Here is a 25,358-nt window from a genome sequence, read left to right as displayed (position 1 = left end):
TATGAAAATCGTTCTTCGCAGTACCGCGTTGTTCGCGGCCCTCGTCCTCGCCGGTTGCGCGAGCGTGGGCCCGGACTACCACGCACCCAAGGAAGCCCCGGTGACCTTGCAGGGCGTCGATGCGACGCACCAGAACAACGGCGATGTCCAGGCACGCTGGTGGAAGCAATTCGGCGACCCGACCCTCGACGCGCTGATCGTCCGCGCGGCGCAGGGCTCGCCGGACCTGAAGATCGCGGTGGCGCGCCTCAACCAGGCGCGTGCCGCGCTCGGCTCGGCGAAATCGCAGCAGATCCCCGACATCGAAACCGGTGTGTCGTACCAGCGCAGTCGCGAGCAGCAGCCAGGCTTCAGCGACCAGCGCCAGACCGTCACCGCTTACCAGGCAGGCTTCGATGCCTCGTGGGAACTCGACCTGTTCGGCGGTATCCGCCGGTCGGTCGAGGCCGCGCGCGCCGACGCCGCCGCCGGCGAGGCATCGCTGCAGGATGCGCAGGTCACGTTGTTCGCCGAAGTGGCGCGCAACTACTTCGACCTGCGCGGCACGCAGCTGCGCATCGACGTGGCCAGGCGGGACATCGCCAACCAGCAGGATTCGCTGAAGGTGATCGCCGCGCGTGTCGAGCTTGGCACCGGGGCCGAGCAGGACCTTGCCAGCGCGAAGGCGCGGCTTGCCTCGGTGGAAGCGCAGTTGCCCGTGCTCCAGACCCAGGCCAGCGCCGACCAGTTCCGCATCGCGGTACTGCTCGGTGCGCGCCCGGGCGAACTCGACATCGACCTCTCGCCGGCGACCTTCAAGCCCATCGACGTCAGCCTCGCCATCGGCGGTGCCGACGAGGTGTTGCAACGGCGTCCGGACATCCGCATCGCCGAGCGCGAGCTCGCTGCCGCTAACGCCCGCATCGGCGTGGCCAAGGCCGACTACTTCCCGCACATCACCCTGGGCGGATTCATCGGCTTTCTCGCCGGCCGCAGCAACGATTTCGGTGGCGCGGATTCGCGCGCGTGGTCGCTCGCTCCGAGCATCTCGTGGTCGGGCCTGAACGTGCAACGCGTGCGGTCGGGCGTGAAGGGGGCGGAGGCGCGCGCCGATGAGGCACGCGCCAATTACGAGCGCACCGTCCTGGCGGCGCTGGAGGATGTCGACAATTCGCTGGTCGGCTTCAACCAGCAGCGTGAGCGCGTCGAGAAGCTGGTGGTGCAGGCGACGGAAAGCCGCCGCGCGGCCGACCTGGCGAAGATCCGTTACGACGCCGGCCGCACCGACTATCTCGAACTGCTCGATGCCGAACGTACCCAGCTTTCCGCGGAAGACCAGCTGGCCGAGGCCGAGGCCGCCATCAATACCCGCGCCGTGCAGTTGTACAAGGCGCTCGGCGGTGGTTGGCAGGCATGTGGCGACAACGCGTGCAGCGAGGTTGCGAAGGTGCCATGAGTGCCGCCAAGGTTCATCGCCTGCCCGTGCAGGCGAAGCGCAGCAGCGCGATGGCCGTCGAGCCGCCACTCACCCAGCGCGTCGCACTGGTGAGTGGCGCCAATCGCGGCATCGGGCTGGAGGTATCGCGCCAGCTCGCCTCGCTCGGGGTCACGGTATTCATGGGCATGCGAGAACCCGGTAAGGGCGAAAAGACCTCCCGCGCCATCCGTGAACTCGGCGGCGACGCCTATGCGATCAAGCTCGATGTCACCCGCCAGGGCGACATCGAGCATGCGATCGCCCACATCGACGGACGCTTCGGCCGGCTCGATATCCTGATCAACAACGCGGGCGGCTATTACGATCCGGATGCTCGCACGTCGGTGCCCGATCTCGATGCCATCCGTGGCGCGCTGGAAGTGAACCTGCTCGGTGCCTGGTGCCTCACCGCGGCGGCGCTGCCGCTGATGCACCGGCACGGATACGGCCGTATCGTCAACGTGTCGAGCGAATGCGCCGTGCACGCCATGTGTAGCGACAAAGCCCCGGCGTATCGCATCTCGAAGGCGGCACTCAACGCGTATACGCAGGTCACCGCCCGCGAAGTCGCCGGCAGCGGCATCCTCGTCAACGCCGTCTGTCCCGGCTGGACCGCCACCGCGCTCGGTGGCAGCGGCGGCCGACCGGCAGCGGAAAGCGCCGAGGGCATCGTATGGGCAGCCTTGCTGCCGGAACGGGAAGCGGCGACGGGCGAGTTTTTTCGCGACCGGGTGAAGATCGGCTGGTAGGTGGGCGAACTCAGCGCGAGATGATATGCGCGAACCACTGCCAGCCACGCAGCTTCGCGGTGATCAGCTTCACGCAAGTAAGCATCGGCACGGCCAGCAGTGCGCCGGGCACGCCCCAGAGCCAGCCCCACACCAGCAGCCAGAGCAGGATCGCCACCGGACTCAACCGCGAGCGACGCCCCTGCAGCATCGGCGTGATCATGTTGCCTTCGACCGCCGTGATGCCCGCGAACGTGGCGGCTGGAAGCAAGGCGGGGCCAAGCTCCTGGAAGTGCAACGCGCCGACGATGGCGAGCACGGTCGTGGTGGTGATGGCGCCGACGTACGGAATGAAGTTGGCGATCGTGGCCACGGTGCCCCATAACAGCGGATCGGGCACGCCATAGAGGTAGAGCATGCCCGCGGTGACGAGGCCGAGCGTGACATTGATCGCCGCCGTGAGCAGGAGGTAGCTCGACACCTCCACCTGGATGCTGCGCACGATGCTTACGGTGTGTCGCTTATAGGCGAAGGTGGGCGATATCTCGACCGCGCGCCGCAGGATCTCGTCGCCGTAGACGAGGAAGAAGAACACCAGCAAGGCGACCGTCAGCACGCTCGCTAATACCTTCGGCGCACCCGCGAGGATGTCCCATGCCGTGAAGGCGAAGCTGTTGGGGCTCTGCGGCGCGTTGCGCACCACCGTGCCACCCACGAGATTCTGCGTCGCCCGGCTGGCGGCCTCGATCTGCTGGGTCAGCGGCTTGATCTTCGGCGCGAAGGCGCGCATCGCCGTCGGTGCCTGGTGGAACCAGTTGAGCGCGGGCTCCGAAAGCGTCGTCACGGCCGATACGAGACCGAAGCCGAGCAGCACCATCACCGTCACTGCGGACAACCAGCGCGGTATGCGTAGATTCGCGGCGGCGGCGACGATGGGATTGAGCGCGAGGCCGATGAATCCCGCGAGCACGAGCGGTACCAGCAACGACTTGCCGATGGCCACCGTGTAGATCACCGCGAGCAGGACGAGGCAGGTCAGCGAAATGCGGATCGCGCGGAGGTTGCGCGACATCCGCCGGCTGCTTCGGCCGCTGCCGGGCTTCCGGCGTGACGGCACGGCGATCGTGGAAACGGCCGCGCCCGGTGCCGCCGTCGAAGGGACCGGCGTGGGCAGTGGACTGGGAAAGTCGCTCACGGTGCCTCTTCGGCCGCGTCCGCGACATCGCCGGCCATCTCGCCGAGGAAACTTCCGGCGGCGATGGAAACGATCTTGCCGATGAGGTCGGCGCTACCCGCCGCCACGACACCTGTGACGCCGGGCACCGCGAGCGGATTGAGCCTGACCTTGCTGAGCAGGAAACCGGAGCCGGCGGCCATGCCAAGCACCGTGAGGGGATGCTCATAGCCACGCGCGATCAAGGCCGCGGCCGGTTCGACGGTTTCCCGGCGTGCCGCCGCGACCCGGGCCCGGGCGGCGGTGACTTTCGCCATGCTGCTGAAAATGCTCATGCCTGTTCTCCCGCCTGCTCGCTTTCCGCCTTGCCCTGCTTCGCGGCTTCCCTTGCCAGCGTGGAGAGTTCTGCGCGCGTGGCGGGCAGCGTAAGCCAGTGCATGCCACGGCGGAAGAGGAGGATAGCGCCGACCAGCAGCACGAGTTGCAAGGCCGCCAGCACGGTCAATGCCCACGCCCAGGAACCGAACCACTGGGCCAGTCCCCAGCCGGCCAATGCCAGCAGGGTGAACCCCAACGCCACCGCGAAGACGATCGCGGCCAGCCCCATGAAGAGCATCATGACGATGCCGCTCCGGGCCAGGCCGATCTCCGCGCCGAGCAGCTTCAACTGCGCGGCGAAGAGCTTCTTCAGCCCGGCGCCCAGGCGGCGGACATCCCCGACCCAGGCGGGCATGGCCAGCCCGGGACCGGCTGCCGCATCCTCCGGCGTCGTTCCGTCCGCGTCGTCTTGCCCCGAGGGACCGTCTTCCAGCATATGTCGCGCCCCTGGGAGGAAAGGATCAGTTGCGCAGGATGCGACCGGCCAGCCAACCCGCGGCCAGGGCCAGCGCGATGGACTGCACGGGTTTCTCGCGGACATAGTCGCGAGCCGTGTCCAGCCAGTCGTTTGCGGTCTCCACGGCCTCGCCATAGGCTTCCTTGCCGCGCAGCTTCGCTTCCTCTGCCTTTTCAGCCGCGCGCGTGGCGCCGTGGGCGGCCTTGTCGGTCGCATTGTGCAGCGTGTTCTCCACCTTGTCGGCGGCGCGGTCGACCACTTCCTTGGTCCGGTCGACGACCTCGGAGGTGGCCTGCTTCACTCGCTCGGCGCGTGCATCGATGCGCTCGGCGGCCGAAACGGTATTCGCGGCGGCGGTCGCGGCGTTGGCTACGGGGTCGGCAGGTTTGTTCATTTGACGGTCTCCGGGACTGGGATCGAACAAGGTACGGCAAAAAGGGTGACGCCGTGGTCTATACGTTACGGCCGCGGAAGAAGGAGATGATCGCCAGGATCAGGAAGATCACGAAGAGGATCTTCGCGATGCCGGCCGCCGTGCCCGCGATGCCACCGAAGCCGAACACGGCCGCGATGATCGCGATGACGAGGAAAACGAGGGCGTAGTGCAACATGGTGGTTTCTCCGTGGGTAGCGCGAGACCATTTAGTCCCGCGCGCCGCGCATGCCGCGTGAAGCCCGCAGGCCTCGCTCAATAGGCATTCAGCCAGTGCCCTTCACCTCGCCCTCACGCCTTGACCTTCGGGTTCAGCGAATAGGTACCGGTGATCTTCGCCTCGTCCACCACGTGGCCTTTGATCACGTCGCGAAACTCGGCCAGTGAAAAGCCGGTTTCCAGCGGTACGCTCTCGACGTCCAGAGCATAAATGTGGAAGTGGTAATGGTGGGGGATGGTGTCGTTCCACGGCGGGCACGGGCCATCGTAGCCATGGTAGTGGCCCTCCATGTCGCGGTCGCCCTTGAACCAGGCCGTGTAGTCGTTGAGGCCCTGCACCGAGCCGGGCGGGCCCACCGGATCTTTCTTTCCACGGGGCACGATGCCTTCGCCGCAGGCACCTTCGCCCAGCTCGCGGCATTCCAGGGGAATGTTGGCCATCAGCCAGTGCACGAATTCCACGCGTGGCAGGTCGCGGCGCACTTCACGGCCTTCGACGTTCACGTCGTCCGGCTTGGAGGGCACGTCGGTATCGATGACGGCGATGGCGAACGAGCGCGCGCTGGCGGGGACCTCGGTCCAGGCCAGGTGCGGCGTGACATTGCCGGCGGGCTTGATCGGATCGCCGGCCTCCATGAAGGCGAAGTTCGCGGGAATGGGCTTGCCGTTCTGGATGCTGTCGCTGTTGAGGCGCATTGGGGGACTCCTTATTGCTTCTTATAGGTCACGCGATAGATGGCACCGTTGTCGTCGTCGCTGATCAGCAGGCTGCCATCGGGGAGCGGTTGTACGTCGGCGGGACGGCCGGACACTTTCTCGTCGACGAGGAACCCTTCGACGAGCGGCTCGTAGCTGACCACCTTGTTGCCATTGAGGCGCACGCTCATGACCCGGTAACCGGATTTCGTGGTGCGGTTCCACGAGCCGTGCTCGGCGACGATGAGGGCGCCATGGTAGGCGGCGGGAAATTGTTTTCCGTTGTAGAAGCGCATGCCGAGTGCCGCCACGTGGGCGCCCAGCTTAAGCACGGGTGGCGTGAAGTCCTTGCAGTTCCTGCCCTTGCCGAATTCGGGATCGAGCGTGTCGCCCTGGTGGCAGTAGGGATAACCGAAGTGCTCGCCGGGCTTGGTCACATGGTTGAGTTCGTCGCTGGGCATGTCGTCGCCGAGCATGTCGCGACCGTTGTCGGTGAACCACAATGACTTGTCCGTGGGGCGCCAATCGAAGCCCACCGTATTGCGAATGCCACGCGCCACGGTCTCGATACCGCTGCCGTCGGGATTCATGCGTAACAGCTGGGCGAAGCCTTCGTCACCGCGATCGCAGATGTTGCAGGGTGCGCCGACCGGCACGTACAGCTTGTTATCCGGGCCGAAGGCGATGAATTTCCAACCATGCGCCGTCTCGGTATGCAGCTTGTCGGTAACCAGTTCGGGCTTCGGCGGCGCATCGAGGTGGTTCTCGATATCGCGGAGCACGTAGATCCGGCTGATCGCGGACACGTAGAGATCGCCGCCATGGAAGGCCACGCCCACCGGAAGCTGCAAGCCACTGGCGACGGTGCGCACCTTGTCCACCTTGCCGTCGGCGGCGTAGGTCACGGCGAACACCCTGCCCGCGTCGCGCGATCCCACGAAGACCGTGTTCTTCGCCCCGAGGGCCATCTCGCGTGCGTCCGGCACCTGGTCGGTCCAGACCGCGACCTGGAAACCGGGAGGTAACTTCAACGACTCCAGGGGAGGAGTGGCGGCAAGGGCCGGGGCGGCGAGAAGGGCCAGGCCGAGGACAAGGGCGCTACGCATGAACGGATTCCCGGTGGGGGCCCGTCTGTCCCTGTCCAGGCGTGGAAGGTTCAACGGGCGATGGCGTCGAAACGGGCTGCGATGTAGTCGTCGGTGAAGCTGGTCATGCTGAAATCGCGAATGAAGCCGCAATGGCCGCCATAGGTCGCGATGTCCAACTCGATGTTCGGTGGCACGCGCAACTGGTCGAACGCGCCGACCGGAATCACGGGATCGTCGCGGGAAGTGAGGATGGTTGCCGGCAGGTGCAGGTCCATCAGCCGCTCGCCGGCCACGGAATAACCGTCGAGGTAGGCCTCGAGCGAACCGAAGTCGGTGTGCCGCAGCACGAGCGAACGGGTGAGATCGCGCATGTTCTGGCGCAATTCCTCGAGTTCGAAGTATGTCGCATGCGGAAATGCCTGCTGCTTGAGTTGCAACGAGCGGCGCCACTTGCGCATGAAATAGGCCTGGTAGAACCAGGGTGCCTCGCTCTCCAGGGAGAACAGGCCTTCGCTGGGATCGATGATCGGACAGACCGCCAGCACATAGTCCAGCAAGACGCCTTGCGTGGGCGCCAGCATGCCGGCGCGCAGCGCGAAGTTGCCGCCCAGGGAAAACCCGGCCACGCCCACGGCCTTCGCCGGGAACATCCTGACGATCTCGCCGAGGGCGGTCACCACCTCGTCGATGCGGCAGGAATGGAAAAGGGCCTCGTTGAGGCCGTGGCTGTCGCCATGGTCGCGGAAATTCAGGCGGAAGACATCCCAGCCTTCCTCGAGCAGGCGGCTGCCCGTCTGCAATACGTACGTGGAATCGACGCTGCCCTCCCAGCCATGGAACAGGATAGCCAGGCCACGCGACTCGCGACCCGTGCGCTGGGCGGTGAAACGGCCGCTCAATCGATCCCCGCGGCCGACATCGATCAGCACCTCCTGCGCGTTCTCCTGCACCTGGTGCGCCCGTCTCGGCAGCAGGCGGCGGCGAATGCCGCTGGACGAAAGCATGGTCTGGATGTGGCCGCTGCGCAGCGGCCACGGCGGCAGGAAGTCGGAGCCCTGCGGCAGGCTCATGCCGGGGTATCGGTATCCAGGGCCTGCGCGATGCGTTCGCGCGAGGCCTCCGCCATGCGGCGACGTCCGTCGGCCGAGACCGGAACCGGCTCGAGGAAATGCACTTCCACGTCGAGCGGCGGCTCGCCCAGCAAGCGCAGGAAATTGCCCATGAAGCTTTCGCCTTCGCGGAACCCGGCATCGATCAGCCGTTTGCCGCGACGGGCGAAACGCAGGGCCACCGGCTGCACCGGCACGCCGGCATCGAGGGCGGCCTGGAAGATGCGCGCATGGAACACGCGCAACACGCCATTGTGGCCCGTACCACCCTCGGGGAACACCGCCACGGAACGCCCTTCGCGCAGGCGCTCCACCATCGAGGCCATGACCGAGGCCAACGAGTGATTATTGCCCCGGCGGTGGAAGATGGTACCGCCGCGCGCGGCCATCCAGCCGACCAGAGGCCAGCTGGCGATCTCCGCCTTGGCGACGAAACAGGCGGCGCGCTGCGAATGGAGCAACTCGATGTCCAGCCACGACGTATGGTTGGCCACGAACAGCACCGGGTCGGGCAAGGGCTGGCCGAAGCGACGGCTGCGGAACCCGAACACGCGCAACAGCAGGGTCGACCACATGCGGATGGTTCGGTGGGCCAGTGGCTCGCGCCCGTTCTTCATCACCCCGCCTGCCCAACTCAGGATCAGCGCGCAGATGACGATGCCGAACAGGACGTGGAGCACCAGCAACGGCACTCGCCACACATAGCGCAGCGGACGCAGTCGGTCGCGTGAGGTCGGGTTGGCGGAGGCGGCTTCCATCGAGCGCACAAGATTAACGATGGGCGGTCGCTGCCGCTAGGGGAAGTTGTCTTTATTGTTAAGGCACCTGGGTTTGCGCCGCGCTAAGTGCGGACATTCCCCAGGGGAAGGGCCGTGGAAGCCTTCACCGTGCGCAGGACGAAGCTGGTGTTGACGTCCGCCACGCCCGCCGCGTTCAACAGGCGATCGAGCAGGAACCGGGAAAATCCGTCCAGGTCGGCCACGTATACCTGGAGCAGGTAATCCATGTCGCCGGTCAACGCGTAGCAGGACACTACCTCGTCCCATTCGGCCACCCGCTCGGTGAAGGAGTCGATGGCCTCGGACTCGTGCCGGCTCAGCTGTACGCGGACGAAGGCCTGCAAGCCCAGGCCCAGCGAACGTGGCTCCAGCCGGGCGCCGTAGCCGGCGATGACGCCATCGGCCTCCAGCTTCTGCACGCGGCGCAGGCAGGCCGACGGGGAAAGGTTCACCTCGGTGGCGAGCTCGGCGTTACTGATCCTGCCGTTCGCTTGCAGCGTGGCGAGGATGCGGAGGTCCGTACGGTCCAGGCTGGTCTGCACGATTCTTCCGCCTTGTGGCTTCTTTTCAGAGGATCATTGCACATATTCTGTGCTTTCACGCAACAAGGCAAGCCTATTGCGCGCTCTTCTCGCTATGCTCTTGCTTCACAACCACACACAGCCCCAAGGAGGCCCGCCATGGACACACCCCGTCGCGTCGAACACCAGCAGACCGACCGCGGATACGTGCCCGTCTATGCGACCGGCACCGTGGAGCAGCCGTGGGCGAGCTATTCCAAGGTCGACCACGAAGTGTGGGACACCCTGTACCGCCGCCAGCGCGAGTTGCTGCCGGCCTATGCCTGCCAGGAGTTCCTCGACGGTGTCGACCGCTTCGGCCTGGGCGATGGCGGCATTCCCCGCTTCGACGACCTGAACAAGGTGCTCGGCAAGGCCACCGGCTGGGAAGTGGTCGGGGTGGAAGGGTTATTGCCGGACGAGGTCTTCTTCGACCATCTCGCCAACCGCCGTTTCCCGGTGAGCTGGTGGATCCGCAAGCCCGACCAGTTGGACTACCTGGCGGAGCCGGACCTTTTCCACGACCTGTTCGGCCACGTGCCGCTCCTGCTCAACCCGGTGTTCGCCGATTACATGCAGGCCTATGGAAAGGGCGGCATGAAGGCCCACGCCATCGGCCCGGACGCGTTGATGAACCTCACGCGCCTCTACTGGTACACGGTGGAGTTCGGCCTGATCCGGACCGACGCGGGGCTGCGCATCTACGGCGCGGGCATCGTCAGTTCGAAGGGCGAGTCCATCTATTCGATCGATTCGCCGGCGCCGAACCGGATCGGGTTCGACCTGGAGCGGGTCATGAATACCCGGTACAAGATCGATACCTACCAGCAGACCTACTTCGTGATCGACGACTTCAAGCAGTTGTTCGATGCCACCCGGCCGGACTTCACCCCGATCTACACCAGGCTCGCGGGCGGAACGCCCGTGGCGGCGGGAGACGTGCTGGCGACGGACAAGGTGTATCAGCGCGGTACGCGGGAAGGCTTCGTTTCCGGCGCAGACAACTGAAACTCAACGATGGCCTAACGAACGTGCCTCTACGATGGCCCCAACTCCATTGAACAGGGTGGGTCCATCGTGGTCGTCTTCGACATTCCGTTCGAGTCCGTCGGTCCCGGTCTTTGGTTGCTGCAGAAAAACGAGTTCGAGTACGGGGAATTCTGCTCACGCGATGACGCGCTCGAATGCGCCCTGGAGGAGGCACGCCGTATCGAGGCTGCCAACGCGGCATCGGACATCGTGCTGAACATCGAAGGTAACGACGGCGTGTGGCGGGCGTTCGATACGTCGATTCGTCCCTATGCGACACGGGTACATCACGTCTGACCCAGAAGCACTGACCGTATCCACGAAGGGCGGGTTGGCCGAAAGGCTGGCCCGCCCTCTTTCTTTGGTGGGGCCATGCTTTGGTGGGCCATGCTTTGGTGGGAACCGACCTTGTCGGCGATCCCGCGGCAGCGGGCCAGTTGAGGCAAGCACCCATCGCCGACAGGATCGGCTCCCACCTGCCGGGGTAAAAACCAAAAATCAGACAAAATAAAACCCCGGCAGCCAGGGGAGGAGCTGCCGGGGTCGCGTCGGGTCCAGGCTATCAGGGGAAATAGCGGGACCCGGGACAACTGGCGAATCAATCGCGCCTGTTGCCAACAGGTCGCCTCTCGGCGATCGAATACTTAGATAAGGGCGGAGCCGTGAAGTTCCCGTATCACTTCATGGCTGCGTTTGGGTCCCGTTTAACTTCGGCCGCGGCAGCGTGTTCCGCCAACCATGGACGCACCTGCGCGACCCACAGCGCATAACCTTTCGGATTCATATGCAGGCCATCGCCGACGAAGAGTTCCTGCTTCGGTTGTCCGTTCGTGTCCAGCATCGCCGGTGCCACGTCGAGGAAGGCGACACCCTTCTGCGCCATCGACCAGTCACGGATCAGCGCGTTCGCCCTTTCGATGTTCGACAGCAGGTTCATGCGGGCCACGCTGGGCTTGATCGAGATGAAAGCGATCGGTACCTCCGGCTGTTCCTGGCGTACCTTGGCCACGAAAGCGGCGAAGTCATCGCGGACCTGGTCCGGCGTGTCGCCATTCTGCAGGTCGTTGTCCCCGGCATAGATCACGATCGCCACCGGGTGGTACGGCTTGACGATGCGATCGGCGAAGGCGGTGGCATCGTCGAGATCGGAACCACCGAAACCCCGGTTGATGAGGCGATACTCCGGGAAGTCGGCCGCCAGGCTCGCCCACAGGCGGATCGAGGAACTGCCGACGAACAACACGGCGTTCGCCGGTGGCGGACTGCTCCGGTCCGCGGCCTCGAAAGCCTGGATGTCGTGTTCCCACTGGCTGTGGTCCGGGCCCTTGGCGTGGGCGGCGAAGGAAAGGGCAAGCAGGGTGAGGAGGAGCGTCAGGCGTTTCATCCCATGCACCGTAACCCCTTACGGACGCTGGGGTAAACCCTGCCGCTCGACGGGCGTGACCTTGAGCACCGCTTCGATCCGGCTGCCGTTCCAGCGGTAGATGAAGTGTTCTGCCTGCACGCAGGGAGCGACGAGGTCGGGATAGAACACCGCGACGCATTCGCCACCGGCATGGCGCGCGCTGTCGTAGACGATGCCATTGGAGCCCTGTCCGCGCAGCGTCCGTGCCAGCTTCACGCTGGCCGCGTAGGAATCGGGATCGTGCTCGGCGGGCCAGCCACCGCGAATGTCATGGAAGCGGCCCGAGATGGCGGTCTTGTAGCAGCGCACCTGCACGTCGGTGGGTGGCTCGTGCGTGGCGGCGAGGAAGGCCTCGCGGTGGAAGACGGTTTCCTCGATCGCCGTCGGCACGCTGTGCGCGGCGTAGAACACGCCCCAATGCCCGTCGCTGAAGCGGCTGCCTTCGGGCGGGATATGGGTGAAGGCAGCCATGATCGGCGAAGTGCCGGGGCCGGAGACGCGGCGTTCCGGCGGGGTCAGCCGGAGCGCGCCCATCTCCTCGCGCAGGCGTGGATTGGTCATCGATTCGATGGCCATGACCGCGTCGATGTCCTTCGGCTCGGCGATGCGATCGAACAGGCCCACGGGCGGGAACCGGCTGGGCACGATCCGGTAGGCCTGGCTCCAGCGGACCCGGCGGAGCGGTGGCGCGGGGCTCATCCGTTCCAGCCGCGTTGGGCGTCCAGGTATTGGCGGACGACGTAGAGGTCGGCGACGTTGCCGGAGAGCATCCGCTCCAGGGCCGAATGGCCGCCGAAGAGCGGCGCGTCGTTCGGCTTGCGGACCCAGGCGTCGGCCTGGGCCGGATCGGGGAAGAGGATCTGCAGGTCTTTCCAGATGCCGAGCAGGTAGCTGATCCGCTCGATCACGTCGCGCGAGAGCGCGCCGTCCTGCTGCTTCTTCCATTTGAAATAGGTGGATTCCGGCGGCTCGCCGAGCAGGGTCCGCTGCTCGGCGGCGCGCAGTTTCCAACGCTCCGCCAGGGCGAAGAAGGCGCGGAGGGCGGGACCGCCAAGGTCTCCGGCGTGGATCGGTTCGGCGTGGATGGCTGGTTGCATCGTGGCTTTACCTATGGAGTTGTGATGCAGTGTACTCCACTTATGGAGAAAATGGAGTAAGGGCTCACGATTTCTTCGAGGCGATCCAGGCGTCCACGTGCTGTTCGAGCACCGGCAACGGCACGGAGCCCAGCGCCAGCACGGTGTCATGAAAGGCGCGCAGGTCGAATTTCTCGCCCAGCTGCTTCTCGGCGCGCTCGCGCAACTCGCGGATCTTCAGGTAGCCCAGCTCGTACGACAGGGCCTGCCCCGGCCAGCTGATATACCGGTCCACCTCGTTGGCGATCTCGCGGTCGCTCAGTGCCGTGTTCTGCGTGAGGTAATCGATCGCCTGCTGGCGTGTCCAGCCCAGGTGGTGGATACCGGTGTCCACCACCAGGCGGCAGGCACGCCACATCTGGTAGGTGAGATAGCCGAAGTGCTCATAGGGCGTGTGGTAGATGCCCATCTCCTCGCCCAGGTACTCCGAATACAGCGCCCAGCCTTCGCCATAGGCGGAGATGTATCCATCGCGGCGAAACGGCGGCAGGCCCTGCTGCTCCGCCGAAAGCGCCAGTTGCAGGGCATGGCCGGGCATGGATTCGTGCAACGTGAGCGCGGGCATGTTGAACAGCGGCCGCGACGGCAGGTCGTACGTGTTCACCAGATAGACGTCCGCACCCCCACGACCGGAGGTGTAGTAAGGCGCGATGTCGGCGGGCACCGGTTCGATGGCGAAGCGCTGGCGCGGCAGCAAGCCGAAGTACTTGCCCAGCTTCGCATCGACCTGCTTGGCGACCCACGCCGTACGCATCAGCAGTTCGTCCGGCGTCTTCGCATAGAACCGCGGGTCGGTGCGGAGGAAGGTGAGGAAGGCCGGGAAATCACCCTTGAAACCGGTCTCCTTCATCGTCTCCAGCATGTCCGCGTGGAGCCGGGCGACTTCGCGCAGGCCGATCGCGTGGATCTCGTCGGGGGACAGGTCGAGCGTGGTGTATTCGTGGATCTGCTGGCGGTAATAGGCCTTGCCATCGGGCAACGACTCGGCGGCCAGCGTCGGCCGCGCCCTGGGCACGTACTCGTTGCGGAAGAAGGTCAGCAGGCGTCCGTAGGCCGGGATCACGCCTTCGGCGATCGCTTGGCGCGCGTCCTTGCGCAAAGCCTCGGCATCGGCCGTCGGGAGGTTCTTCGGCATCGCCTTGAAAGGCTTGTATAGCGCGCTGTCTTCGGGACTCTTCAGTTCCGCCACCGCGGCGATCGAGACATCGCGGCCACCGAGCACCTCGCGCGGCACGGTGAAGCCCCGCGCCAGGCCCAGGCGCATGTTCGCGATTTCCTGGTCCATGTACGCGGGAATCTGGCGCAGGCGCTCGATGTAGTGACGGTAGTCGTCGCGCGTGCGCAGGTCGTCGCCGTGCAGCACATAGGAGATGTCGGACCAGAAGGCGGAGTCGCTGTTGAATGGCATCTGCCATTGCGCGAAGCGCTGCGCGGCGGCGAGGTTGCCGATCTGCTCGCGGTAGACGGCGTAGTCGACGCGGACGGTCCCGCTCAGTGACTTCGGATCGATACGATCCAGTTGCGCAAGCACATCGTTCCAGTAGGCGAGCCGTTTGGCCTGGCTCGCCGCATCCACCGTGTCGAGCCGTCCATCGCCCGGCTGCGCCTCGCCCGAGGTGAGGATGCCCGCCTGGCCGTTACGCCATGTCCATTCCCTGGTGTAGATGGCCTTGAACGCGTCATCGGCCGGCGGAGCGGCATGGGCGGTACCGGCGAACAGTCCGGCGAAGGCGATGGCTCGGATCCAGGGGGACATGCGGGCTCCGTGAGTGCGGGGAAAACCCCGATCATCGCACGGCTTTATTCAGGCTCGGCTTCGCCCTCGCGTTCGTTGTGTGCGTGGCGGGGGAGCTGCCGGGCGTCCCCCTCGGTGCGCCAGGCGGCGCCGGCCCTTGGGGAAGGAAAGCCGCTGCGCGGCCGTGTCCGATGGCTTGCGCCCCGGCGGGCTCGGACGGTCGGGCGGGGGTTTTCGATTCGGCTCCTGCCTCAGCGAAAACGATCGGCCGTCCAGGCCGATCCCCTTCGGGCCTTTTCCGCCCGGCCGTCCTCGGTGCCTCATGGCGCACCGAGGGGGACGCCCGGCAGCTCAGTCACGACTGTGGTGGGTTGAGGGGAAAGAGCGAAGGTTGTCGCACGCCGGACAGCGCACAGCGCACACTGCGCACCGCCACACGCACCGCGACACACCACAAAGCACCGCCCCCTGTTGGATCACTGCACCCTGGTGGGAGCCGACTCTGTCGGCGATCCCGCGGCAGCGGGCCCGGTTGAGGCAAGCACCCATCGCCGACAGAGTCGGCTCCCACCAGAGCGACGACCACCCGAATGGCGGGTGCTGCTTGTGCCGCACGACACCTCAGTGCGCAGAGAGCCGTCCCAAACATACTCGAAGAACCTTTACTCAAGTCCCGCGTAATGCCCGCGCATGGTGTCGAGATAGGCATCGAGGTTGCGACCGGGAAGATCGGCGAAGGTCTCGCCCGCGTCGCGGCAGTCGGCGATGCGGTCGGGACGGAAATTGCGAAACGCCTGGCGATGGCGGCACCAGGTACCGAGGGTCCACGCGCCACCCCAGAAGGACAGGCACAACGGCTCCACCTCGCGCGTGGTGCCACGCCCTTCGGCATCGCGGTAGTCGAGGCAAAGCACCCGGCGCGCCAGCACGGCCGCGTGCAGGCGGTCCAGCATCGCCGCGACGTGGTTCTGGAAAGGGTCGCGCCAGATGGGCGCGAAGATCTTGGATTGCGCGGATTTCTCGCGCAGGTCGGGCGGCAACACCGCCTCGATCTTGATCAGGGCGGCCTGTGCCTCCCGCGCCAACCGCTCCCCGGCGAAGGCCCGGACGAAGCGGGTTCCGGCGACCAGTGCCTCGAGTTCGTCGGCGGAGAACATCAGCGGTGGGATGTCCGAGCCCTTGCGCAGGATGTAGCCCACGCCGGCCTCGCCTTCGATGGGCACGCCGGAGAGTTGGAGGTCGGCGACGTCACGGTAGACCGTACGCAGCGAGACCTCGAGGGTACTGGCCAGCTGCCGGGCGGGCAGCGCGGTGCGCCGCCCGCGCAGGGCGTTGATGATGAGGAACAGGCGGTCGGCGCGGCGCATGCCCGAATCATCGCCTCCCGCGCACGGCGCGGGAAGCGGCGATGGTCACGGCCGCGCATATTCGCCGGCTCAGGCCGCGGCCAGGGTCTGGGCGCGAGCCAGCGCCGCGTCCTGAGTCACGGCGCGGACAATGGCCGGACGCACCATCAGCCTCGCCACGTACTGCTCGAAGACATCCCGGCGCGGCACGATGCCGAACTTCATCGTCCAGTCCAGCGCACTGGCCCAGAGGATGTCCGCCGCGGTGAAGCGCTCGCCGAACAGCCAGGGCCCCGGCGTGAGCTGTGCCTCGATGGTGTCCATCACCGTGTCGAAGTCGCCATAGGGACAGGTCGAGACTGGCGCGGGCTCGTGCTTCATGAAGCGGTCCATCACCGCCGGTTCGAAACACGAACCGTAGAACGCCAGCCAGCGGAGGTACGGTCCGCGCAGGGGATCGCGCAGCCCCGGCGCCAGGTCCGCTTCCGGGTAGAGGTCGGCGAGGTAGGTGAAGATCGCCGGCCGCTCGGTGACCAGGCCGTCCAGGTGCTCGATGGCCGGAACCTTGCCCATGGGATTGATCTTCAGGTACTCCGGCCGGCGCTGCTCGCCCTGGGTGAGGTCCATCACATGCATGTCGTACTGCGCACCCAGTTCCTCCAGCAACATCAGCGTGCTGCCCGAGCGGCTGTTCGGTGCGTGGTGAAACTTGATCCTGTTGGCGTTCATGCGGTGATTCCCTTGTCTGTCTGCGATGAAATGGATGGGCGATGCGGAGGGCGAGCAAGCGGGTGGGCGCCGTCGCGGCGCCGACGGCTGGCCGCCTCGGCCGAACCCGGGCCGTTGTCGTTGTCCGGAGCGAAGCGGTACTGGCCATCCATCAGCATGCCGCGGCGCCCCAGTGGCGCGTAAAGGTCGGCGAGCCGTTCGAGGAACCGATTCATGCGACTACCCCTTCCCGTTGGTGTGAAGGAGAGTCTGCGCGGGGGCTGCTGACAACGTGCTGTCAGCAGTCCCTCTGGCGCCATTCACCCGCCACCCGGACAATGCGGGTTTTCGCGCCAGGGCTCCTTCCGATGACGAAACCCATTTCCCTGATCCAGTTCCTGATCGAAGAGAAGCGCGCGGGGCATATCAACGCCCAGCTCAGCTTGCTCATCGAGGTGGTGGCCCGCGCCTGCAAGCGCATCTCCGTCGCCACCGGCAAGGGTGCGCTGGGCGGGGTGCTGGGCAACGCCGGCTCGGACAACGTACAGGGCGAGGCGCAGAAGAAACTCGACGTGATCTCCAATGAGATCCTGCTCGAGGCCAACGCCTGGGGCGGCCACCTGGCCGCTTGCGCCTCGGAGGAAATGGAAGATCCGCAGCCGATCCCCGACGCCTACCCCAAGGGCAACCACCTGCTCCTGTTCGACCCGCTCGATGGCTCGTCCAATATCGACGTCAACGTCTCGGTGGGCACCATCTTCTCCGTCCTGCGCTGCCCGGACGGCGTCACCGAGCCGAAGGTGGAGGATTTCCTCCAGCCCGGCACCGAGCAGGTGGCGGCGGGCTATGTCGTCTACGGCCCGAGCACCCTGCTGGTGCTGACCTTCGGCCACGGAGTGCATGAGTTCACCCTCGACCGCGAGCACGGCAGCTTCGTGCTCACCCGCCGCGACATCACCATTCCCTCGGAGACGGGCGAGTTCGCCGTGAACATGTCGAACCAGCGTCATTGGGAAGCCCCCATGCAGCGCTACATCGGCGAGTTGCTGGCCGGTTCCAACGGCCCGCGCGGACGCGACTTCAACATGCGCTGGGTCGCCTCGATGGTGGCCGACGTGCATCGCATCATCACTCGCGGTGGCGTCTTCATCTATCCGCTCGATGCAAAGATCACGGCCAAGGGCGGCACCGGCAAGCTGCGCCTGATGTACGAGGCCAACCCGATGGCATTCATCGTGGAGCAGGCCGGCGGTGCCGCCACCACCGGCCGCGAACGCATCATGGATATCCAGCCCGGCGCCCTGCACCAGCGGGTTCCGGTTTTCCTCGGTTCGCGTAACGAGATCGAGGTGGCGACCCGCTACCACCTCGAGGCCGACCAGACCCGCGGTTGACGTTCCCGCCGGGCGGCCACGCCGCCCGGCTTCCGCCATGATCCGGTCATGCCGCCGCCGCGCGCATGCCCGATGATCCGCCAGCCATCCTCCCGGTCCCTTCCATGCCCTTCCGCCGCGCCCGCCATTGGCTTCCGCTGGTTTTCGCCGCCCTGCTCGCCGGTTGTTTCAGCGGCAGCAAGCCGGACACCCGCCCCGACACCGTCCTGCCCGTGCTGGCGGCGAAGCCGCGTATCGGGCTCGCCCTGGGTGGTGGCGCGGCCAAGGGCTTCGCACACATCGGCGTCATCAAGATGCTGGAAGCCAGCGGAATCCATCCCGATGCCGTCTCCGGCACCAGCGCGGGCAGCGTGGTCGGCGTGCTGTACGCGAGCGGCATGGATGGTTTCCAGCTACAGGAACAGGCTTTCGCGCTCGACGAGGGCAAGATCCGCGACGTGCGCTTCTTCTCGGGCGGCCTCGTCCAGGGCCAGAAGCTGCAGGACTACGTGAACGAACTGCTCAAGCAGACGCCGATCGAGAAGCTGCACATACCGTTCGCCGCCGTGGCCACGGAACTGGAGAACGGCTCGCGCGCCGTCTTCATCCGTGGCAATGCGGGCCAGGCCGTGCGCGCGTCGAGCAGCATTCCCGGCGTGTTCGAGCCGGTGGATATCAACGGCAAGCACTTCGTCGATGGTGGCGTGGTCAGCCCGGTGCCCGTGGACGCGGCGCGCCAGCTTGGCGCCGACATCGTCATCGCCGTGGACATCTCGGCGCGGCCCGACGGCAGCAATCCCGACAGCATGGTCGGCATCGTCGGCCAGTCGATCACGATCATGGGACGCAAGCTGGCCGAGCAGGAACTCGCCCGGGCCGACATCGTGATCCGGCCGAAGGTAGGCCAGATCGGCCCGACCGACTTCGACCAGAAGAACGTCGCGATCCTCGAAGGGGAGCGTGCCGCGCTGGCGGCCATCCCGGCGATCAAGGCGAAGATCGCCGAGAAGACGGCCGCCATGGGCAAGCCACCCGTCGCGGTGGCGACGCACTGATCAGCCGGCGTCCACCAGCGCCAGGGCGGATTGACGGCCCAGCGAGAGGATCTCGTCGGAAAGGGCCGGATCGGCCACCGCGCGCGACAGCGACAGCGAGCCGACCAGGGAGGCGAACACCGCCATGGCCAGGGTGCGGCGACGCTTGCCACGGATGCTGTCGGGAAGGGTCGAGACAATGAGTTCGACCATGTCGGTGTAGCCGTCGGTGAAGGCCGCTCGCGTTTCGACGGGACGCCGTGCCATCTCCGCCGACAAGGCGGCGGCGACGCAACCGGCCTCGGGTGCGTCGCGATGTTCCGTCGACAAATAGCTGTTGACCAGCGCGCGGTAGCTTTCGCCACGCGATGCCGCCACGCGGGCACCCAGCCGTTCGACGGCGCTGGCCGCCGCCATCGCCACGCTTTCGCGGACGAGGTCTTCCTTCGAGCCGAAGTGGTTGTAGAAGCCGCCCTGGGTAAGGCCGACCTCACCCATCAGACTGACCACCCCGACGGCGTCGATGCCGTCGGCGCGAAAACGCTGCGACGCCGCCTCGACGATCTTCTGGCGGGTCTGTTCCTTATGGCCTTTTTCGTAACGCATGCTGCTCGCTCCCCAGGGATTCTCCCTGCCCGGAGCTATTGTAGCGAATCCTTGCGCATTGAAATGTCGAGCATCATGGAGTCTTCCCGGCGGATCACAGCTGCCTGCGATCCGCCACGTCCTTCGCCGTCACCGTGCCTTCCTTGCCGCCGAAGTGCCGGATCACGTAGTTGGCCAGGGCCGCCACCTCGGGATCGCTATAGGCGTGGCCGAAGGCGGGCATGTAGATGTCGGTCTGGCCGACGCGCATCTTCACCCCTTGCAGGATCGCCTGGGTGACATTCGCGCCGCGCGGATCGTTGACGCCGCGCGTACCGGCCAGGCCGGCGTTCGGTGTCTGCTGTCCCGCGCCGTTCCACTGATGGCAGCTCGCGCATGCACCCTCGAACAGGCGCTGTCCGTCCACGTCGGCGGTCGGATCGTCGCCGCCCGGTGCCATGGCGCTTGAGGCGACCACGGCCTTGGGCGCCGGATCGACCACGATGGGGTCCTTGCCTTCGCGTGGCGGCACGGTGCGCAGCCATGCGACGAGGGCCGCGGTGTCTTCCGGCTTGAGGAACTGCAGGCTATGCGCCACGGCCTCACCCATCGGGCCGTTTGCCGAGGCATGGCCCGCGGCGTAGCCCGTGCTCAGGTACTGGACCAGGGCTTCGTCGCTCCACTTGCCGACGCCATGCACCGGGTCCGAGGTGATGTTGTATGCACGCCAGCCCTGCAACTCCTGACCCGCCAATTCGTCGCGATGGTTCAGCCCGTAGCCGAGGTTGCGTGGCGTATGGCATTCGGCGCAATGGCCCAGCGCGCCGGCCAGGTAGGCGCCGGAATTCCATTCCGGCGAACGCGAGGCATCCGGCTCGAAGCGCTGGCTGCGGAAGAAAGCCGCGTTCCAGAAACCCATCGCCCAGCGCTGGTTGAACGGGAAGCCGAGATCGTTCGGCGTCTCCGGCTGGCGCACCTTGGGCAGGGTGAAGAGGTAGGCCTTGATCGCCAGCACATCGGCTCGGCTCAACTGGGTATACGAGGTGTACGGGAAGGCTGGATAAAGGTGCTTGCCGTCCTTGCGCACGCCTTCGCGCACCGCGCGCACGAACTCGTCGTCGCTCCACCGGCCGATGCCGGTTTCCTCGTCGGCGGTGATGTTGGACGAGTAGATCGTACCGAACGGCAACTTGAAGGCGACGCCGCCGGCAAAGGGTTTTCCGGTCTCCGGCACGGTATGGCATGCGACGCAGTCGGCGGCGCGGGCGAGGTATTCGCCGCGCGCCACGGGATCGGCGTTGGCCGGCGCACCGGCGATCGCCGGTGCCGTGCCATCGTCATGGTCCGTGCGGTTGAGCACGAAATAGGCGCCGGCGCCGATAACGATCAATAGCAGGACGACGATGAGGAAACGTTTCATGCCACGTCCTCCTTGCCGGCGAGGACGCCGGCCACCTTCTTCAAGGCGTCTGGCGACTCTGCCAACTGGGTGCGCGACACGGGCAGTTCGCGCAGGCGAATGCCGGTCGCGGCGAAGATCGCATTGGCGAGGGCCGGCGCGGCGATCGCCGTGCCGACTTCACCGATGCCGCCCGGCGCTTCGTCGTTTTCGACCGAGTACACGTCGATCTGCGGCACCTCGTTGATCCGGAGGTTACGGTAATCGTGGAAGTTGCTCTGCTCGATGGCGCCGTTCTTCAGGGTGATGCCGCTGTAGAGCGCCGCGCTCAGTCCGAACAGAAGGCCACCCTGCATCTGTGCCTGCACCGAACTCGGGTTGATGGTGATGCCGTTGTCCACCGCCACCACCGCGCGACGCAACCGCACCTGGCCTTGCGCGGTCACCTCCGCTTCCACGATCGCGCAGACATGGCTGCCGAAGGGAGAGCCCACGGCGATCCCGCGTCCGACGCGCGCGGGCAAGGGCTGGCCACCCCAGCCGATCTTCTCGGCGGCGAGGTTCAAGACGCCAAGGGCGCGCGAACCGGGCTTCATCAGCGACCGGCGGTATTCGAGCGGGTCCTTTCCCGCCGTGTGCGCCAGCTCGTCGATGAAGCTCTCGACGATGAACAGGTTGTGCGTGGGGCCAACGCCGCGCCACCAGCCCACGACCAGGCCGGGAGGCATGACGTGATAAGCCCACTCGACCAGTGCGTTGTCCATCTCGTAGGGAAGATCGGCGGCGGATTCGATCGCGTCGCTGTCCATGCCGTCCTTGCCCATCGCGGCGGGCAACCAGCGGCCCAGCACCGTGCCGCTGGTGATGCGGTGTTGCCACGAGGTGGGCTTGCCATCGTCGCCGAGCGTGGCGGAAATGCGGTCGTAGTACAGCGGACGCACGCGATCGTGGCGAATATCTTCCTCGCGGCTCCAGATCACCTTCAGTGGGTAGGACACCTGCTTCGCGAAGGCGACCGCCTGCTCGACCTGGTCGGTTTCCAGGCGGCGGCCGAAGCCGCCGCCGAGATACTGGTTATGCAGCACCACGCCCTGCTCGGGAATACCGCAGATGCGTGCCGCTTCCTTCACCACGCGCGTGGGCACCTGGGTGCCGGTCCACACTTCGCAATGGCCGGGAGTGACATGCACGGTGGCGTTCAACGGTTCCATCGTCGCATGGGCGAGCATGGGCGAGACGAAAGCCGCCTCCACGCGCTTGCCGCCCGCGGGCGCTTCGCCTTTCGGTTTGCGGCCGACCAGCGCCTTGCCGTTGCGCGAGGTCTCCTGCAGCGCGGCGACGAGTGTCTGGGTGTCCAGCTTCGCGTTGACGCCGGGCTTCCACTCGATGTCCAGGGCCTGCAAGCCCTGCTGGGCGGCCCAATAGTGCTCGCCGACCACCGCCACCGCATCGTCGAGCTTGATGATCTCGATCACGCCGGGGATGGCGCGGGCCTTGCTGTCGTCCACGGCGCCCAGCGTGCCTGCGAGTTCGGGGCTGGTCTTCACCGCGGCGAACTTCATGCCCGGCACCTTCACATCGATGCCGAACTGCGTACCACCGTTGACCTTGTCCGGCGAATCGATACGGCGCAAGGGCTTGCCGATCAGCGTGAAATCCTTGCGTTCCTTCAGCTTGACGCTGGCGGGCTGGGGCAACCGTCCGGCCGCTTCGGCCACGGCGCCGAAACCCAGCGTGCGTCCGGAAGGAACGTGGGTGACGACACCACGGGCCACCGAACAACCTTCCGGATCGACATGCCACTGCGCGGCCGCCGCCGCGATGAGCATTTCGCGCGCCACCGCGCCAGCCTCGCGCAGAGCCTGCCACTGGCCACGCGTACTGGTCGAGCCGCCGGTGATCTGTCCGCCGCCGAGCAACGCCTGGCCATAGAGCGCGTCGTTCGGCGGCGAGTGCTCCACCTTGATCTGGTCGAGGCCTACGCCGAGCTCCTCGGCCAGCATCATCGCGATACCGGTATAGATCGACTGGCCCATTTCCGCCGAAGGCATGACCAGGCGAACGCCGCCGTCGGCATCGATGCGGATGAAGGCATTGGGGGCGAATGGCGGGTTGCCATCGGCTGCCGCCGCGGCTTCGTCACCAGGCTGGCGGCGCGGATTCATCTGCGCCACGGCGGGACCCATGCCCGCGCTCCACAGGAAGGCGACGGCGAGACCGCCGCCAGCAAGCCGGAGCGCCTGGCGGCGCCCCTCGTCGATCGTGCCGGTGCGATCGTGCGCGCTCATGCGGCACCTCCATCGACGACCACCTGCAAGCCGTTGGGCTGGCCTGTCGCGGCCTGCTTGATCGCCTCGCGGATGCGCACGTAGGTTCCACACCGGCAGATGTTGCCGGACATGGCGGCATCGATATCGCGATCGGTCGGGTTGGGCGTGCGCGCCAGCAAGGCCGCCGCCGCCATGATCTGGCCCGACTGGCAGTAACCGCACTGGACGACGTCGACGGCCAGCCATGCCTGCTGCACCTTGGTGCCTTCGGGCGTGGCGCCGATGCCTTCGATGGTCGTGATCGCCCGGTCGCCCACGGCCGAAACCGGCAGTTGGCACGAGCGTACGGGCTGACCGTCCAGGTGCACCGTGCAGGCGCCGCACTGCGCGATGCCGCAGCCGAACTTCGTGCCGGTCAGGCCGACCACGTCGCGCAAGACCCATAACAGGGGCATATCCGGCGGCACGTCCGCCTGACGATCCTCACCATTGACGCGCAACGTGACCATGACGGCTCCTTGGGGCTAGGCGGACCAAACGGCTCCGCTGGCGGGATGCATGACAAAGCGCAGCTTACGACGAAAACCCACTCGGGGGTTTTGCCGGAATCGGCGCATTTGAAGAAAATGGCCGCGTGTGGCGGATGCGGTGCCTCAGCGGGAGCCGATGCTCTGCTGGGAGCCGACCTTGTCGGCGATGGGGGCTTGTCTCGACCCGGCCCGCTGCCGCGGGATCGCCGACAAGGTCGGCTCCCACCAGGCATGGTTCCCACCATGGCGGGGCCTCCCCCTATCGGCGCAGGGGATTCGCCTCGACGCCCTCGTTGGTGATCTTCACCGGGAGGATGTGGCCTTCTTTGTCGAAGTACATGCGGTCGATCGATGTCTCGCGATCGTTCGCCTTGGTGTGTCCAAGAGGACGCCGGTGGTAGACGATGTACCAGCTGTCATCCTTCGCCACGTGGAAGAGCGAATGATGACCGGCACCGGTGGCGATCTTCGGGTCCTGCTGAAGGATCTTGCCGAGCCGCTTGAACGGTCCCATCGGCGAGTCGCCGATGGCATAGGCAACGGAATAGTCCGGGCCACCCCATCCGCCTTCCGACCACATGAAGTAATACTTGCCGTCACGCTTGAACATCATGGGCCCTTCCACATACTCCGGCGCGGGAGTGATCTCCTTGAACAGGGTGCCATCGGCCATCGGTTCCACGGCGGTGAAATCGGCTTTCAGCTTCACGATGTTGGCGTGCTTCCAGCCGCCGTAGATCATGTACCAGGTGCCATCGTCGTCACGGAACACGAATTGGTCGATCGGTTGCGCACCGTTGTGGAACGCGCCGACGAGCGGCTTGCCGAGAAGATCGCGGAACGGGCCATCCGGCTTGTCCGCCACCGCGACACCGATGCCGCCGAGTTCGTGGTCGTTCTGGATATCGTTGGCGGAAAAGAAAAAGTAGTACTTGCCACCCTTCTCGATCACCGAGGGTGCCCACAGCGCCTTCCTCGCCCAGGGAATGTCCTTGATGTCGAGCACGTCGGCATGTTTGGTCCAGTGCACCAGGTCGGGTGACGAGAACGCGTCGAACCCCGTCTGGGCAGCGTATTCCTTCGATGTGGTCGGGTAGATCCAGTAGGTGTCGTCGAAGATGGCAGCCTCGGGATCGGCATACCAACCGGGGAAAACGGGGTTGCCCGCATGCCCCGGCGGTGGCGCGGCGACCGCGGCGGTCGACATCGATACAGCCAGCAGGGCGCTCTGCCAAACCTTCCGAACTTCCATCCCGATCATCCCGTCGTTCGTGTGGAACCTCCGATCGTAACGGGTTTGGGTGACGGGATGCGATGGAGGGCGAGTACCTGCTCCGATGGAAGGTGATTCCGCTGCCCCTCCATCGGAGCCTCGAACGGCAAGATTAAATACAAGCTTCTATGTACCGGACGATGTCAGCCACCGTCTCTAGCGTTTCGGCGCTGGTTTCATCGATCTGGATGCGGAATTCATTTTCCAGGGCATATATCAACTCGATACGGTCGATTTCGTCCAAAGTGAGGTCGTCAATCAAGTTCGTATCCGGTTTGATTTCCGTCGTTAACTTTCCAGTTGCGGTCGCGACAAGTGCCGTGACCTTATCCAACGTGGTGTCCGTCATGGAATGTTCCTCCTTGGTTGAAAACCTGTCACGACATGCGCGGCTCCCTGCTCCATCAGGTTCGGACCACGAACGTTAACCTATTGTCTGAAATCTATTAACCGTTACC

General features: G+C 65.9%; 29 protein-coding genes. 6 read left to right on the top strand and 23 right to left on the bottom strand.

The window, feature by feature from the left end; genetic code table 11:
* Nucleotide 1: 1 nt before the first annotated feature.
* Both ACN9M2_RS00435 and ACN9M2_RS00430 read left to right on the top strand, forming a co-directional pair.
* Nucleotides 2–1,435: an efflux transporter outer membrane subunit gene (locus ACN9M2_RS00435; RefSeq protein ID WP_426286235.1), complete on the top strand. Its 1,434-nt coding sequence runs from the start codon at nt 2–4 to the stop codon at nt 1,433–1,435.
* Nucleotides 1,432–2,205, top strand: coding sequence for an SDR family NAD(P)-dependent oxidoreductase (locus ACN9M2_RS00430; protein ID WP_426286234.1), 774 nt, complete (start codon nt 1,432–1,434; stop codon nt 2,203–2,205). The genes ACN9M2_RS00435 and ACN9M2_RS00430 overlap by 4 nt, the downstream gene beginning before the upstream one ends.
* A gap of 10 nt (nt 2,206–2,215) precedes the next feature.
* Here ACN9M2_RS00430 and ACN9M2_RS00425 read toward each other — a convergent pair whose 3' ends face one another.
* From ACN9M2_RS00425 to ACN9M2_RS00380, 10 genes are all read right to left on the bottom strand, one after another.
* Nucleotides 2,216–3,379 carry an AI-2E family transporter gene (locus ACN9M2_RS00425; protein ID WP_426286233.1) on the bottom strand — a complete coding sequence of 388 codons (1,164 nt, stop codon included), beginning with the start codon at nt 3,377–3,379 and terminating at the stop codon, nt 2,216–2,218.
* Nucleotides 3,376–3,693 (bottom strand): hypothetical protein, encoded by a 318-nt coding sequence (locus ACN9M2_RS00420; RefSeq protein ID WP_426286232.1) that lies wholly within the window; start codon nt 3,691–3,693, stop codon nt 3,376–3,378. Before ACN9M2_RS00420 ends, ACN9M2_RS00425 begins: the two co-directional genes overlap by 4 nt.
* The gene (locus ACN9M2_RS00415; RefSeq protein ID WP_426286231.1) at nt 3,690–4,172 is read right to left on the bottom strand and encodes an ABC transporter ATP-binding protein; all 483 of its coding nucleotides are present in this window, start codon (nt 4,170–4,172) and stop codon (nt 3,690–3,692) included. Before ACN9M2_RS00415 ends, ACN9M2_RS00420 begins: the two co-directional genes overlap by 4 nt.
* 25 nt (nt 4,173–4,197) lie before the next feature.
* Nucleotides 4,198–4,587 (bottom strand): DUF883 family protein, encoded by a 390-nt coding sequence (locus ACN9M2_RS00410; RefSeq protein ID WP_426286230.1) that lies wholly within the window; start codon nt 4,585–4,587, stop codon nt 4,198–4,200.
* Nucleotides 4,588–4,645: 58 nt separating this feature from the next.
* Nucleotides 4,646–4,804 carry a DUF1328 domain-containing protein gene (locus ACN9M2_RS00405; RefSeq protein WP_306848471.1) on the bottom strand — a complete coding sequence of 53 codons (159 nt, stop codon included), beginning with the start codon at nt 4,802–4,804 and terminating at the stop codon, nt 4,646–4,648.
* A gap of 113 nt (nt 4,805–4,917) precedes the next feature.
* Nucleotides 4,918–5,541 (bottom strand): YbhB/YbcL family Raf kinase inhibitor-like protein, encoded by a 624-nt coding sequence (locus tag ACN9M2_RS00400; RefSeq protein ID WP_426286229.1) that lies wholly within the window; start codon nt 5,539–5,541, stop codon nt 4,918–4,920.
* Between the two features lie 11 nt (nt 5,542–5,552).
* On the bottom strand, nt 5,553–6,647 hold the full coding sequence (locus ACN9M2_RS00395) for a PQQ-dependent sugar dehydrogenase (protein ID WP_426286228.1): 1,095 nt from the start codon (nt 6,645–6,647) through the stop codon (nt 5,553–5,555).
* 50 nt (nt 6,648–6,697) lie between these two features.
* A complete protein-coding gene (locus ACN9M2_RS00390) occupies nt 6,698–7,699 on the bottom strand; it encodes a YheT family hydrolase (RefSeq protein WP_426286227.1) in 1,002 nt (333 codons plus the stop codon).
* Entirely contained in the window at nt 7,696–8,496 is an 801-nt protein-coding gene (locus ACN9M2_RS00385; protein WP_426286226.1) for a lysophospholipid acyltransferase family protein, read from the bottom strand. Before ACN9M2_RS00385 ends, ACN9M2_RS00390 begins: the two co-directional genes overlap by 4 nt.
* Nucleotides 8,497–8,579: 83 nt before the next feature.
* Entirely contained in the window at nt 8,580–9,059 is a 480-nt protein-coding gene (locus ACN9M2_RS00380) for an Lrp/AsnC family transcriptional regulator (protein ID WP_426286225.1), read from the bottom strand.
* A gap of 138 nt (nt 9,060–9,197) precedes the next feature.
* Between ACN9M2_RS00380 and phhA the strand changes: the two genes are divergently transcribed.
* Together phhA and ACN9M2_RS00370 are read left to right on the top strand one after the other, a co-directional pair.
* Nucleotides 9,198–10,085: a phenylalanine 4-monooxygenase gene (phhA, locus tag ACN9M2_RS00375; RefSeq protein ID WP_426286224.1), complete on the top strand. Its 888-nt coding sequence runs from the start codon at nt 9,198–9,200 to the stop codon at nt 10,083–10,085.
* A 69-nt stretch (nt 10,086–10,154) separates the two neighbouring features.
* On the top strand, nt 10,155–10,403 hold the full coding sequence (locus ACN9M2_RS00370; RefSeq protein WP_426286223.1) for a hypothetical protein: 249 nt from the start codon (nt 10,155–10,157) through the stop codon (nt 10,401–10,403).
* A gap of 379 nt (nt 10,404–10,782) precedes the next feature.
* Here the strand turns inward: ACN9M2_RS00370 and ACN9M2_RS00365 are convergent, their stop codons facing one another.
* The 7 genes from ACN9M2_RS00365 to ACN9M2_RS00335 all read right to left on the bottom strand — a co-directional run bounded on the left by ACN9M2_RS00365 (nt 10,783) and on the right by ACN9M2_RS00335 (nt 16,672).
* Nucleotides 10,783–11,490 (bottom strand): SGNH/GDSL hydrolase family protein, encoded by a 708-nt coding sequence (locus tag ACN9M2_RS00365; protein WP_426286222.1) that lies wholly within the window; start codon nt 11,488–11,490, stop codon nt 10,783–10,785.
* An 18-nt stretch (nt 11,491–11,508) separates the two neighbouring features.
* Nucleotides 11,509–12,210 (bottom strand): RES family NAD+ phosphorylase, encoded by a 702-nt coding sequence (locus tag ACN9M2_RS00360; RefSeq protein WP_426286221.1) that lies wholly within the window; start codon nt 12,208–12,210, stop codon nt 11,509–11,511.
* Complete coding sequence (locus ACN9M2_RS00355; RefSeq protein ID WP_371023509.1) at nt 12,207–12,608, bottom strand: MbcA/ParS/Xre antitoxin family protein; 402 nt, start codon at nt 12,606–12,608, stop codon at nt 12,207–12,209. Before ACN9M2_RS00355 ends, ACN9M2_RS00360 begins: the two co-directional genes overlap by 4 nt.
* 64 nt (nt 12,609–12,672) lie before the next feature.
* On the bottom strand, nt 12,673–14,403 hold the full coding sequence (locus ACN9M2_RS00350) for a DUF885 domain-containing protein (protein ID WP_426286220.1): 1,731 nt from the start codon (nt 14,401–14,403) through the stop codon (nt 12,673–12,675).
* 641 nt (nt 14,404–15,044) lie between these two features.
* A complete protein-coding gene (locus tag ACN9M2_RS00345) occupies nt 15,045–15,749 on the bottom strand; it encodes a helix-turn-helix transcriptional regulator (protein ID WP_426286219.1) in 705 nt (234 codons plus the stop codon).
* Nucleotides 15,750–15,818: 69 nt separating this feature from the next.
* Nucleotides 15,819–16,457 (bottom strand): glutathione S-transferase family protein, encoded by a 639-nt coding sequence (locus ACN9M2_RS00340; RefSeq protein ID WP_426286217.1) that lies wholly within the window; start codon nt 16,455–16,457, stop codon nt 15,819–15,821.
* The gene (locus ACN9M2_RS00335; protein ID WP_426286215.1) at nt 16,454–16,672 is read right to left on the bottom strand and encodes a hypothetical protein; all 219 of its coding nucleotides are present in this window, start codon (nt 16,670–16,672) and stop codon (nt 16,454–16,456) included. The genes ACN9M2_RS00340 and ACN9M2_RS00335 overlap by 4 nt, the downstream gene beginning before the upstream one ends.
* 132 nt (nt 16,673–16,804) lie before the next feature.
* On the opposite strand from ACN9M2_RS00335, the gene ACN9M2_RS00330 reads away from it, so the two are divergent.
* Nucleotides 16,805–17,830 (top strand): class 1 fructose-bisphosphatase, encoded by a 1,026-nt coding sequence (locus ACN9M2_RS00330; RefSeq protein WP_426286214.1) that lies wholly within the window; start codon nt 16,805–16,807, stop codon nt 17,828–17,830.
* A gap of 104 nt (nt 17,831–17,934) precedes the next feature.
* Entirely contained in the window at nt 17,935–18,864 is a 930-nt protein-coding gene (locus ACN9M2_RS00325) for a patatin-like phospholipase family protein (RefSeq protein WP_426286213.1), read from the top strand.
* On the opposite strand, the gene ACN9M2_RS00320 is transcribed toward ACN9M2_RS00325, so the two are convergent.
* The 6 genes from ACN9M2_RS00320 to ACN9M2_RS00295 form a co-directional block, all read right to left on the bottom strand.
* Entirely contained in the window at nt 18,865–19,449 is a 585-nt protein-coding gene (locus ACN9M2_RS00320) for a TetR/AcrR family transcriptional regulator (protein WP_426286212.1), read from the bottom strand.
* A gap of 94 nt (nt 19,450–19,543) precedes the next feature.
* A complete protein-coding gene (locus tag ACN9M2_RS00315) occupies nt 19,544–20,848 on the bottom strand; it encodes a c-type cytochrome (protein ID WP_426286211.1) in 1,305 nt (434 codons plus the stop codon).
* Nucleotides 20,845–23,115, bottom strand: a complete 2,271-nt coding sequence (locus tag ACN9M2_RS00310; RefSeq protein WP_426286210.1) for a molybdopterin cofactor-binding domain-containing protein — start codon at nt 23,113–23,115, stop codon at nt 20,845–20,847. The genes ACN9M2_RS00315 and ACN9M2_RS00310 overlap by 4 nt, the downstream gene beginning before the upstream one ends.
* Nucleotides 23,112–23,606 carry a (2Fe-2S)-binding protein gene (locus ACN9M2_RS00305; protein ID WP_426286209.1) on the bottom strand — a complete coding sequence of 165 codons (495 nt, stop codon included), beginning with the start codon at nt 23,604–23,606 and terminating at the stop codon, nt 23,112–23,114. Before ACN9M2_RS00305 ends, ACN9M2_RS00310 begins: the two co-directional genes overlap by 4 nt.
* A gap of 280 nt (nt 23,607–23,886) precedes the next feature.
* A complete protein-coding gene (locus tag ACN9M2_RS00300; RefSeq protein ID WP_426286208.1) occupies nt 23,887–24,879 on the bottom strand; it encodes a glycoside hydrolase family 43 protein in 993 nt (330 codons plus the stop codon).
* A 133-nt stretch (nt 24,880–25,012) separates the two neighbouring features.
* Entirely contained in the window at nt 25,013–25,249 is a 237-nt protein-coding gene (locus ACN9M2_RS00295) for an acyl carrier protein (protein WP_426286207.1), read from the bottom strand.
* Nucleotides 25,250–25,358: the final 109 nt, after the last annotated feature.

This window comes from Luteibacter sp. E-22, assembly GCF_049913125.1.
Lineage (GTDB): Bacteria > Pseudomonadota > Gammaproteobacteria > Xanthomonadales > Rhodanobacteraceae > Luteibacter.
This window is presented reverse-complemented; position numbering and strand designations above follow the sequence as displayed.

Bases quoted from the DNA above. Each gene is read 5' to 3' on its own strand.
- ACN9M2_RS00435 (WP_426286235.1), top strand. From the start codon at position 2: ATGAAAATCGTTCTTCGCAGTACCGCGTTGTTCGCGGCCCTCGTCCTC.
- ACN9M2_RS00430 (WP_426286234.1), top strand. From the start codon at position 1,432: ATGAGTGCCGCCAAGGTTCATCGCCTGCCCGTGCAGGCGAAGCGCAGC.
- ACN9M2_RS00420 (WP_426286232.1), bottom strand. From the start codon at position 3,693: ATGAGCATTTTCAGCAGCATGGCGAAAGTCACCGCCGCCCGGGCCCGG.
- ACN9M2_RS00415 (WP_426286231.1), bottom strand. From the start codon at position 4,172: ATGCTGGAAGACGGTCCCTCGGGGCAAGACGACGCGGACGGAACGACG.
- ACN9M2_RS00410 (WP_426286230.1), bottom strand. From the start codon at position 4,587: ATGAACAAACCTGCCGACCCCGTAGCCAACGCCGCGACCGCCGCCGCG.
- ACN9M2_RS00405 (WP_306848471.1), bottom strand. From the start codon at position 4,804: ATGTTGCACTACGCCCTCGTTTTCCTCGTCATCGCGATCATCGCGGCC.
- ACN9M2_RS00400 (WP_426286229.1), bottom strand. From the start codon at position 5,541: ATGCGCCTCAACAGCGACAGCATCCAGAACGGCAAGCCCATTCCCGCG.
- ACN9M2_RS00395 (WP_426286228.1), bottom strand. From the start codon at position 6,647: ATGCGTAGCGCCCTTGTCCTCGGCCTGGCCCTTCTCGCCGCCCCGGCC.
- ACN9M2_RS00390 (WP_426286227.1), bottom strand. From the start codon at position 7,699: ATGAGCCTGCCGCAGGGCTCCGACTTCCTGCCGCCGTGGCCGCTGCGC.
- ACN9M2_RS00385 (WP_426286226.1), bottom strand. From the start codon at position 8,496: ATGGAAGCCGCCTCCGCCAACCCGACCTCACGCGACCGACTGCGTCCG.
- phhA (WP_426286224.1), top strand. From the start codon at position 9,198: ATGGACACACCCCGTCGCGTCGAACACCAGCAGACCGACCGCGGATAC.
- ACN9M2_RS00365 (WP_426286222.1), bottom strand. From the start codon at position 11,490: ATGAAACGCCTGACGCTCCTCCTCACCCTGCTTGCCCTTTCCTTCGCC.
- ACN9M2_RS00360 (WP_426286221.1), bottom strand. From the start codon at position 12,210: ATGAGCCCCGCGCCACCGCTCCGCCGGGTCCGCTGGAGCCAGGCCTAC.
- ACN9M2_RS00355 (WP_371023509.1), bottom strand. From the start codon at position 12,608: ATGCAACCAGCCATCCACGCCGAACCGATCCACGCCGGAGACCTTGGC.
- ACN9M2_RS00350 (WP_426286220.1), bottom strand. From the start codon at position 14,403: ATGTCCCCCTGGATCCGAGCCATCGCCTTCGCCGGACTGTTCGCCGGT.
- ACN9M2_RS00345 (WP_426286219.1), bottom strand. From the start codon at position 15,749: ATGCGCCGCGCCGACCGCCTGTTCCTCATCATCAACGCCCTGCGCGGG.
- ACN9M2_RS00340 (WP_426286217.1), bottom strand. From the start codon at position 16,457: ATGAACGCCAACAGGATCAAGTTTCACCACGCACCGAACAGCCGCTCG.
- ACN9M2_RS00335 (WP_426286215.1), bottom strand. From the start codon at position 16,672: ATGAATCGGTTCCTCGAACGGCTCGCCGACCTTTACGCGCCACTGGGG.
- ACN9M2_RS00330 (WP_426286214.1), top strand. From the start codon at position 16,805: ATGACGAAACCCATTTCCCTGATCCAGTTCCTGATCGAAGAGAAGCGC.
- ACN9M2_RS00325 (WP_426286213.1), top strand. From the start codon at position 17,935: ATGCCCTTCCGCCGCGCCCGCCATTGGCTTCCGCTGGTTTTCGCCGCC.
- ACN9M2_RS00320 (WP_426286212.1), bottom strand. From the start codon at position 19,449: ATGCGTTACGAAAAAGGCCATAAGGAACAGACCCGCCAGAAGATCGTC.
- ACN9M2_RS00315 (WP_426286211.1), bottom strand. From the start codon at position 20,848: ATGAAACGTTTCCTCATCGTCGTCCTGCTATTGATCGTTATCGGCGCC.
- ACN9M2_RS00310 (WP_426286210.1), bottom strand. From the start codon at position 23,115: ATGAGCGCGCACGATCGCACCGGCACGATCGACGAGGGGCGCCGCCAG.
- ACN9M2_RS00305 (WP_426286209.1), bottom strand. From the start codon at position 23,606: ATGGTCACGTTGCGCGTCAATGGTGAGGATCGTCAGGCGGACGTGCCG.
- ACN9M2_RS00300 (WP_426286208.1), bottom strand. From the start codon at position 24,879: ATGGAAGTTCGGAAGGTTTGGCAGAGCGCCCTGCTGGCTGTATCGATG.
- ACN9M2_RS00295 (WP_426286207.1), bottom strand. From the start codon at position 25,249: ATGACGGACACCACGTTGGATAAGGTCACGGCACTTGTCGCGACCGCA.